The sequence below is a fragment of the Streptomyces sp. NPDC104096 genome (assembly GCF_055584385.1).
Window position 1 is genome coordinate 1 of the sequence record NZ_JBVJMD010000122.1, and the last position, 7,356, is coordinate 7,356.

A 7,356-nucleotide genomic window follows, 5' to 3' on the forward strand; every position below is an offset into this window, starting at 1 on the left:
GGGCCGTTGGGCGCGGTCAGACCGTTGGACGCACCGTCCTGGTTCACCGCGCTTCCGCGAACCACCGCCAGCACCCGGTGCCCGTTGCGGCGGGCGTCGGACAGCCGCTCCACCAGCAGCATGCCGACGCCCTCCGCCCACCCGGTGCCGTCGGCACCGGCCGCGAACGCCTTGCACCGGCCGTCGGGGGCCAGGCCGCGCTGCCTGCTGAACTCCACGAAGACCGTCGGACCGGCCATGACGGTGACACCGCCGGCCAGTGCCATCGTGCACTCGCCGCTCCGCAGCGCCTGGACGGCCAGGTGGAGGGCGACGAGCGACGACGAGCACGCCGTGTCGACCGTGACCGCCGGACCCTCCAGGCCGAACGTGTAGGACACGCGCCCGGAGGCGACGCTGCCGGAGACTCCGGTGGTGAGCAGTCCCTCGACGCCCTCGGCCAGGTCGCGCGGGCCCTGGCCGTAGTCGTGGTACATCAGGCCCGTGAAGACGCCGGTACGGCTGCCCCGGACCGTCGTCGGGTCGATCCCGGCGCGTTCGAACGCCTCCCAGGACGCCTCCAGGAGCAGCCGCTGCTGCGGGTCCATCGCCAGGGCCTCGCGCGGGCTGATGCCGAAGAAGCCGGCGTCGAACTCGGCCGCCTCGTGCAGGAAGCCGCCGTCGCGCGCGTAGGACTTGCCGAGGCGCTCGGGGTCGGGATCGTAGAGCCCGTCGACGTCCCAGCCGCGGTCGTCCGGGAACCGGGAGATGCCGTCCCGGCCGGAGGCCACCAGCCGCCACAGGTCCTCCGGCGAGCGGACCCCGCCCGGGAGACGGCAGCTCATGCCGACGATGGCGATCGGCTCGTCGGCGGCGGCCGCGGCCTGCCGCACCGGGGTCGCGGCCGTGGCGGCCGGGGCCTCGCCGAGGAGTTCGGTGCCGATGTGCCGGGCGAGGGCGGCGGGGGTGGGGTGGTCGAAGACGAGGGTGGCGGGCAGACGCAGGCCGGTGGCGGTGGAGAGCCGGTTGCGCAGTTCCACGGCCGTCAGCGAGTCGAAGCCCAGGTCCTGGAAGGCGTGCGCGGGCTGTACGGCCCGGGACGAGGAGTGACCGAGCACGGCGGCGGACTCGGCCCGGACCAGTTCCAGGAGGGCCTCGTCGCGCTCGTCGGCGGCCAGTCCTGCGAGGCGTTCGGCCAGGGATCCGGTGGCGGCGCGCTGGGCCGCTCCGCGTATGGAGACGCGGAGGAGTCCGCGCAGCAGGGGCAGTACGGTTTCCGCCTCCCGGTCGCGCAGGGCGGCGGTGTCGAGACGGACGGGGACGAGCACCGGCTCGTCGGAGGCGAGAGCCGCGTCGAACAGCCTCAGGCCATCCTCCGTGGCCAGCGGCAGGATGCCGGAGCGCGCCATCCGCGACCTGCCCGTCGCGTCGAGGGCGTCGGCCATGGCGCCCTCCTGCTCCCACAAACCCCACGCCAGCGAGACCGTGGGCCGCCCCTGGCCGCGGCGGTACCGTGCGAAGGCGTCGAGGAAGGCGTTGCCCGCGGCGTAGTTGCCCTGGCCGGGGTTGCCGAAGACGCCCGCCGCGGAGGAGAACAGCACGAACCTCGTGCTCTCGCCGGTGAGCTCGTGCAGGTTGAGCACGGCGTCGGCCTTGGGCGCGAGGACGGCGCCCACACGCTCCGGGGTCAGTGCTGCAACCACGCCGTCGTCGAGCACGCCGGCGGTGTGCACGACGGAGTCGACCGGGACGGCGGCCAGCAGCCGGGCCAGGGCGTCACGGTCGGCGAGGTCGCAGGCGGCCCACGTCGCTTCGGCGCCCAGCGCCGCGAGTTCGGCCTTCAGGTCCGCGGCGCCCGGGGCGTCCGCGCCACGGCGGCTGACGAGCAACAGCCGGCGCACGCCGTGTCCGGTCACCAGGTGACGGGCCAGGGTTCGGCCCAGGGCGCCGGAGGCGCCGGTGAGCAGCACGGTGCCGAGGCCGGAGGCAGCGCCCTCGGCGGGGGCAGAGGTAGCGCCCTCAGCGAGGACGGAGGCCGCTTCGTCCGCGGGGCCGGTGGCCGCGTCCTGCGTCGCCGGGGAGGCGGCGCGGGCCAGGCGCGGTGCACCGGCCTCCCCCTCTCGGACGACGACGTGGGGCTCGCCGGACAGCACGATGCCGGGCACGAGCGCGGCCGCCTCGACCGGGCGGTCGGTTTCGAGCAGCACGATCCGGCCGGGGTTCTCCGCCTGGGCCGAGCGCACCAGCCCGCCCGCCGCGGCGTGCGCGAGGTCGTCGCAGCGCGCCACCAGCACAAGACGCGGCGTCCGGTCCTCGGCGAACCAGCGCTGGACCAGCCGCAGCACGTCGGTGGTGACCGCACGGACCCGCTCGGCCCCGGTCGCCCCTTCCGGGCCGTCGGGGAACGGGACCACGACCACGTCCGGCTGCGAGGGCCCGTCGGCCTCGGCCAGCGCGGCGATCTCCGGGACATACGCGACCGCCGTCCCGTCCGCCTCGTCGGAGGGCAGGGTCAGCGGCACCCGCCCGACGGTGAACATCGTGTCACCGGAACGCCTGCGGAACTGCTCGGCCGACATCGCGCGCAGTGTCAGCGACTCGACGGACGCCACCGGCTCGCCGGCGCCGTCGGCCACCAGCAAGGACACCGCGTTCGTGCCGACCGGCGCCAGCCTGACCCGTACGGTGGACGCGCCCGTGGCGCGCACGGACACCCCGGACCAGGCGAACGGCAGGAGCGGCCCGTCCGCCTCGGCCACGGGGAAGCCGTCCGCGCCGATCGTGCCGCCCGCGCCGATCGCGTGCAGCGTCGCGTCCAGCAGAGCCGGGTGCAGGAGGAAGGAACCGGTGTCCGTGCCGTCGGGCAGGGCGACTTCCGCGAAGACCGCCTCACCCGCGCGCCATGCGCTCCGCAGTCCGCGGAACACCGGTCCGTAGGCCAGGCCGAGGGCGGCCAGCCGGTCGTAGAAGCCGTCGAGGCCGACCGGCTCGGAGCCCGGCGGCGGCCACGCCGTGAGCGCCCGGCCCCCGGTCGCGGCACCGGCCGCTTCGGTACCCACGGTGACGAACCCGGTCGCGTGGCGGACCCACGGCAGGTCGGCGTCGTCCTCGGGGCGCGAGTGCACGGTCAGCGGCCTGCGGCCGGTGCCGTCGGCCGCGCCGACCCACACCTGAACCGCGACGCCGCCCTGCTCGGGCACCACCAGGGGCGCTTCGAGGGTGAGGTCCTCCAGCAGTTCGCAGCCGGCTTCGTCGGCGGCGCGCACGGCCAGTTCGACGAACGCGGTACCCGGCAGCAGCACGGTTCCCAGCACGGCGTGGTCGCTCAGCCACGGGTGCGTACGCAGGGACAGCCGACCGGTCAGCAGCCGCTCGTCGCCGCCGGCCAGACTGACGGCGGCGACGAGCAGCGGGTGGTCGGCCGAACCCAGGCCGGCGGCGCGGACGTCGCCGGGAGCGGCGGGTGAGGCGTCGAGCCAGTAGCGCTCGTACTGGAAGGCGTAGGTGGGCAGGTCGACGCGGCGGGCGCCGGGGAAGAAGGCGTGCCAGTCCGGCGAGACGCCATGTGCGTGCAGTTCGGAGACGGCGGCGACGAGTGCGGCCCGCTCGGGGCGGTCGGCGCGCACAGCGGGCACGGTGACCGCGTCGTCGTCGAGGCAGCCTTGGGCGAGGGCGCTCAGCACGCCGCCCGGCCCGATCTCGACGAACGTGGTCACGCCCAGGTCGTGCAGAGTCCGGACGCCGTCGGCGAAACGGACCGCCTCACGGACGTGCCGCACCCAGTACTCCGCGGTGTACGCCTCGGCCGGACGGCCGGTGAGGTTGGACACCACCGGAATGCGCGGCTTCCCGAAGGCCAGCCCGTCGACGACCCCGGCGAACTCCTCCAGCATCGGGTCCATCAGCGGCGAATGGAACGCATGGCTGACCTTCAACCGGGACGTCTTACGACCCTGCTCCCTGAAGACCTCGGCGATCGCGGTGACCTCGCCCTCCTCGCCGGACACCACGACCGACCGCGGACCGTTGACCGCCGCGATGCCGACACCGTCGACGAGATGCGCAAGGACTTCGTCCTCGGCGGCCTGGACGGCAACCATCGCCCCGCCGACCGGCAGCGCCTGCATCAGCGCGGCACGCGCCGACACCAGCCTCGCCGCGTCCTCGAGCGACAACACCCCGGCCACGTGCGCGGCCGCGATCTCACCCACCGAATGACCCGCCACGTAGTCCGGCCGCACACCCCACGACTCCAGGAGTCGGAACAGCGCCACCTCGAACGCGAAGAGCGCGGGCTGCGCCGAACCCGTCCGGTGGAGCTCCTCCGAGTCGACGTCGACCACGGCGTCGAGGTGCGCGCAGACCTCGTCGTACGCCGTGGCGAACACGGGGTACGCCGCGTACAGCTCGCGCCCCATACCCAGGCGTTGCGATCCCTGGCCGGAGAAGAGGAACCCGACGCGCCCGCCGGTGCCGGAGAGGCCGCGCGCGACGCCCCGGGCCGGGGAACCGGAGGCCACGGCCCGCAGTCCCTCGGCGAGTTCCGCCGGCGTCTCGCCCTGGACCACGGCGCGGTGCTCCAGGGCCGTGCGCGTCGTGGCGAGCGAGAACGCGACGTCGAGCGGGGGGACTTCGGCGTCCGTGCGGGACAGCAGGCGTTCGGCCTGTGCGCGCAGGGCCTCCTCGGTCCTGCCGGAGATCACCCACGGCACCGGTCCGCCCGCGGCCGGGCGCGCGACGTCCGGGATGACGACGGCGCTTTCCTCCGGCGCTTCCGGGGCCTCGGTGTCCTGTGCGAACGCTTCGGCCGACGGGGCTTCCTCGATGATCGTGTGCGCGTTGGTGCCGCTGATCCCGAAGGAGGAGATGCCGGCCCGGCGCGGCTGGTCCGACGCCGGCCAGGGCGTGCGCTCGGTGAGCAGCCGTACGGCGCCCGCCGACCAGTCGACGTGCGGGGACGGCGCGTCGACGTGCAGCGTGCGCGGCAGTTCGCCGTGGCGCATGGCCATGACCATCTTGATGATGCCCGCCACACCGGCCGCGGCCTGGGTGTGACCGATGTTGGACTTGACCGAGCCCAGCCACAGCGGCTTGTCGCCGGGACGGTCCTGCCCGTACGTCGCGAGGAGCGCCTGCGCCTCGATCGGGTCGCCGAGCCGGGTGCCCGTGCCGTGCGCCTCCACCGCGTCGACCTGTGCGGTGGTGAGCCGGGCGGCGGCCAGGGCCTGGCGGATCACCCGTTGCTGGGAGGGGCCGTTGGGGGCGGTCAGGCCGTTGGACGCGCCGTCCTGGTTGACGGCGGAGCCCCGGACGACCGCGAGGATCTCGTGTCCGTTGCGGCGGGCGTCCGCGAGGCGCTCCACGAGCAGCAGGCCGGCGCCCTCGCCCCAGCCGGTGCCGTCGGCACCGGCCGCGAACGCCTTGCAGCGGCCGTCGGGCGCCAGTCCGCGCTGGCGGCTGAAGCCGACGAAGGTGGCGGGGCCGACCATCGCGGTGACACCGCCCGCCACGGCCAGCGAGCACTCGCCGCTGCGCAGCGACTGGACGGCCAGGTGCAGGGCCACCAGGGACGACGAGCAGGCCGTGTCGACCGTGACGGCCGGGCCTTCGAGTCCGAAGGTGTAGGCCACCCGGCCGGAGGCGACACTGCCCGAGGTACCCGTTCCCAGATAACCCTCCAGGTCCTGCGGGGAGTTCTGGAGGGCGGCGAGGAACTCGTGGTTCATCACGCCGGCGAACACGCCGGTCCTGCTCCCCGCCAGCGAGGCGGCATCGATACCGGCCCGCTCGAAGAGCTCCCACGACGTCTCCAGCAGCAGCCGCTGCTGGGGGTCCATGGCGAGCGCCTCGCGGGGCGAGATCCCGAAGAGGCCGGCGTCGAACCGCGCCAGGTCGCGCAGGAACGCGCCCTCACGGGCGTAGCTGGTCCCGCGGACCTCCGGGTCCGGGTCGTAGAGAGCGTCCAGGTCCCAGCCGCGGTCGGCGGGGAACTCCGAGACGGCGTCGCGGCCGCCCGCGACCAACTCCCACAGGTCCTCGGGCGAGTCGACCCCTCCCGGGTAGCGGCAGCTCATCCCGATGATGGCCACCGGCTCCCCGGCGGCGTCCTCGTAGTCACGGAGGCGCCGCCGGGTCTCCTGGAGATCTGCGGTGACTCGCTTCAGGAAATAGCGGAGCTTGTCTTCGTTCGCCACCGAAATCTTCCCCCACCCCTGCGAAGAATTGCCGGAATTCGGCAAGAGGTCACCGGACCGCGCCGGAGCGGTCAGGAAATCCCGAATTCCTTGCCGAGCAGATCGAATACTTCGTCGTCCGTGGCCGATTCCAGATCACTGCCGCCCGTACCAGGGTCTTCGTCGACCTGCGTCTTGCCGGATTCACCGGCAATCGCCAATACGGTCCGGAGCTTTGACACGATCCGGTCGCGAGTCTCACTCGCCGCCAACTTCGTGACCAATTCTCGTTCGACCCTGTCCAGATCGGCAAGTAGGGAATCCACTAGGGCTGGTTCGGCGGCCCCCGCCGTCTCCGTGAGCACGTGACGGGCCAGAAGAGCAGGTGTCGGGTGGTCGAAGAGCAGCGTCGCGGGGAGCCGCAGCCCGGTGGCCTTGTTCAGCCGGTTGCGTAGTTCGACGGCCGTGAGGGAGTCGAAGCCCAGGTCCTGGAAGGCGTGTTCCGGCCGGACCGTACGGTCCGACACGTGCCCCAGGACCACGGCCGCCTCGGCCCGGACCAGGTCCAGCACCGTCTTTTCCCGCTCGGCGTCCGGCAGTCCCGCCAGGCGCCGGGTCAGCGAGGACGCGGAGGGAGCGGCGCCGGCCTGCACGGTCCTCCGGGCAGCCGCGGCCGGCGCGAGGGCGCGCAGTACCGGCGGTGCCTCACCGGTGCGCAGCACCCCGGTGTCGATGCGGGCCGGGGCGAGTACCGCCTCGTCCGAAGCCAGTGCCGCGTCGAACAGCCGCATCCCCTCCACCGGTGGCAGCGGCAGCACGCCGCTGCGCGCCATCCGCGCCCGGTCGGTCTCGGCGAGGCCGTCCGTCATCGCACCGGGCTGTTCCCACACACCCCATGCCAGCGATGTGGCGGGCAGCCCCTCGCGGCGCCGGTGTGCGGAGAAGGCGTCGAGGAAGGAATTCGCCGCCGCGTAGCTCGCCTGACCGGCGCTGCCGACCAGGCCGGCGACGGACGAGAACACCACGAAGGCGGTCAGGCCCATTTCCCGGGTGCACTCGTGCAGGTTCAGCACCGCGTCCACCTTGGGGCGGAAGACCTCCTTCATCCTCTCCGGGGTGAGCGCGGCGATCACGCCGTCGTCGAGGACGCCGGCCGTGTGCACCACGGCCGTGACCGACGTGCCGGACAGTACCTCGGCAAGGG

General features: G+C 73.9%; 2 protein-coding genes. Both read right to left on the reverse strand.

The window, feature by feature from the left end; all coding sequences use genetic code 11:
- The coding region (locus ACZ60B_RS42260) for a type I polyketide synthase (protein ID WP_469397235.1) at positions 1-6,173 on the reverse strand (6,173 nt) is incomplete at its 3' end.
- Positions 6,174-6,244: 71 nt separating this feature from the next.
- The coding region (locus ACZ60B_RS42265; protein ID WP_469397238.1) for a beta-ketoacyl reductase at positions 6,245-7,356 on the reverse strand (1,112 nt) is incomplete at its 5' end.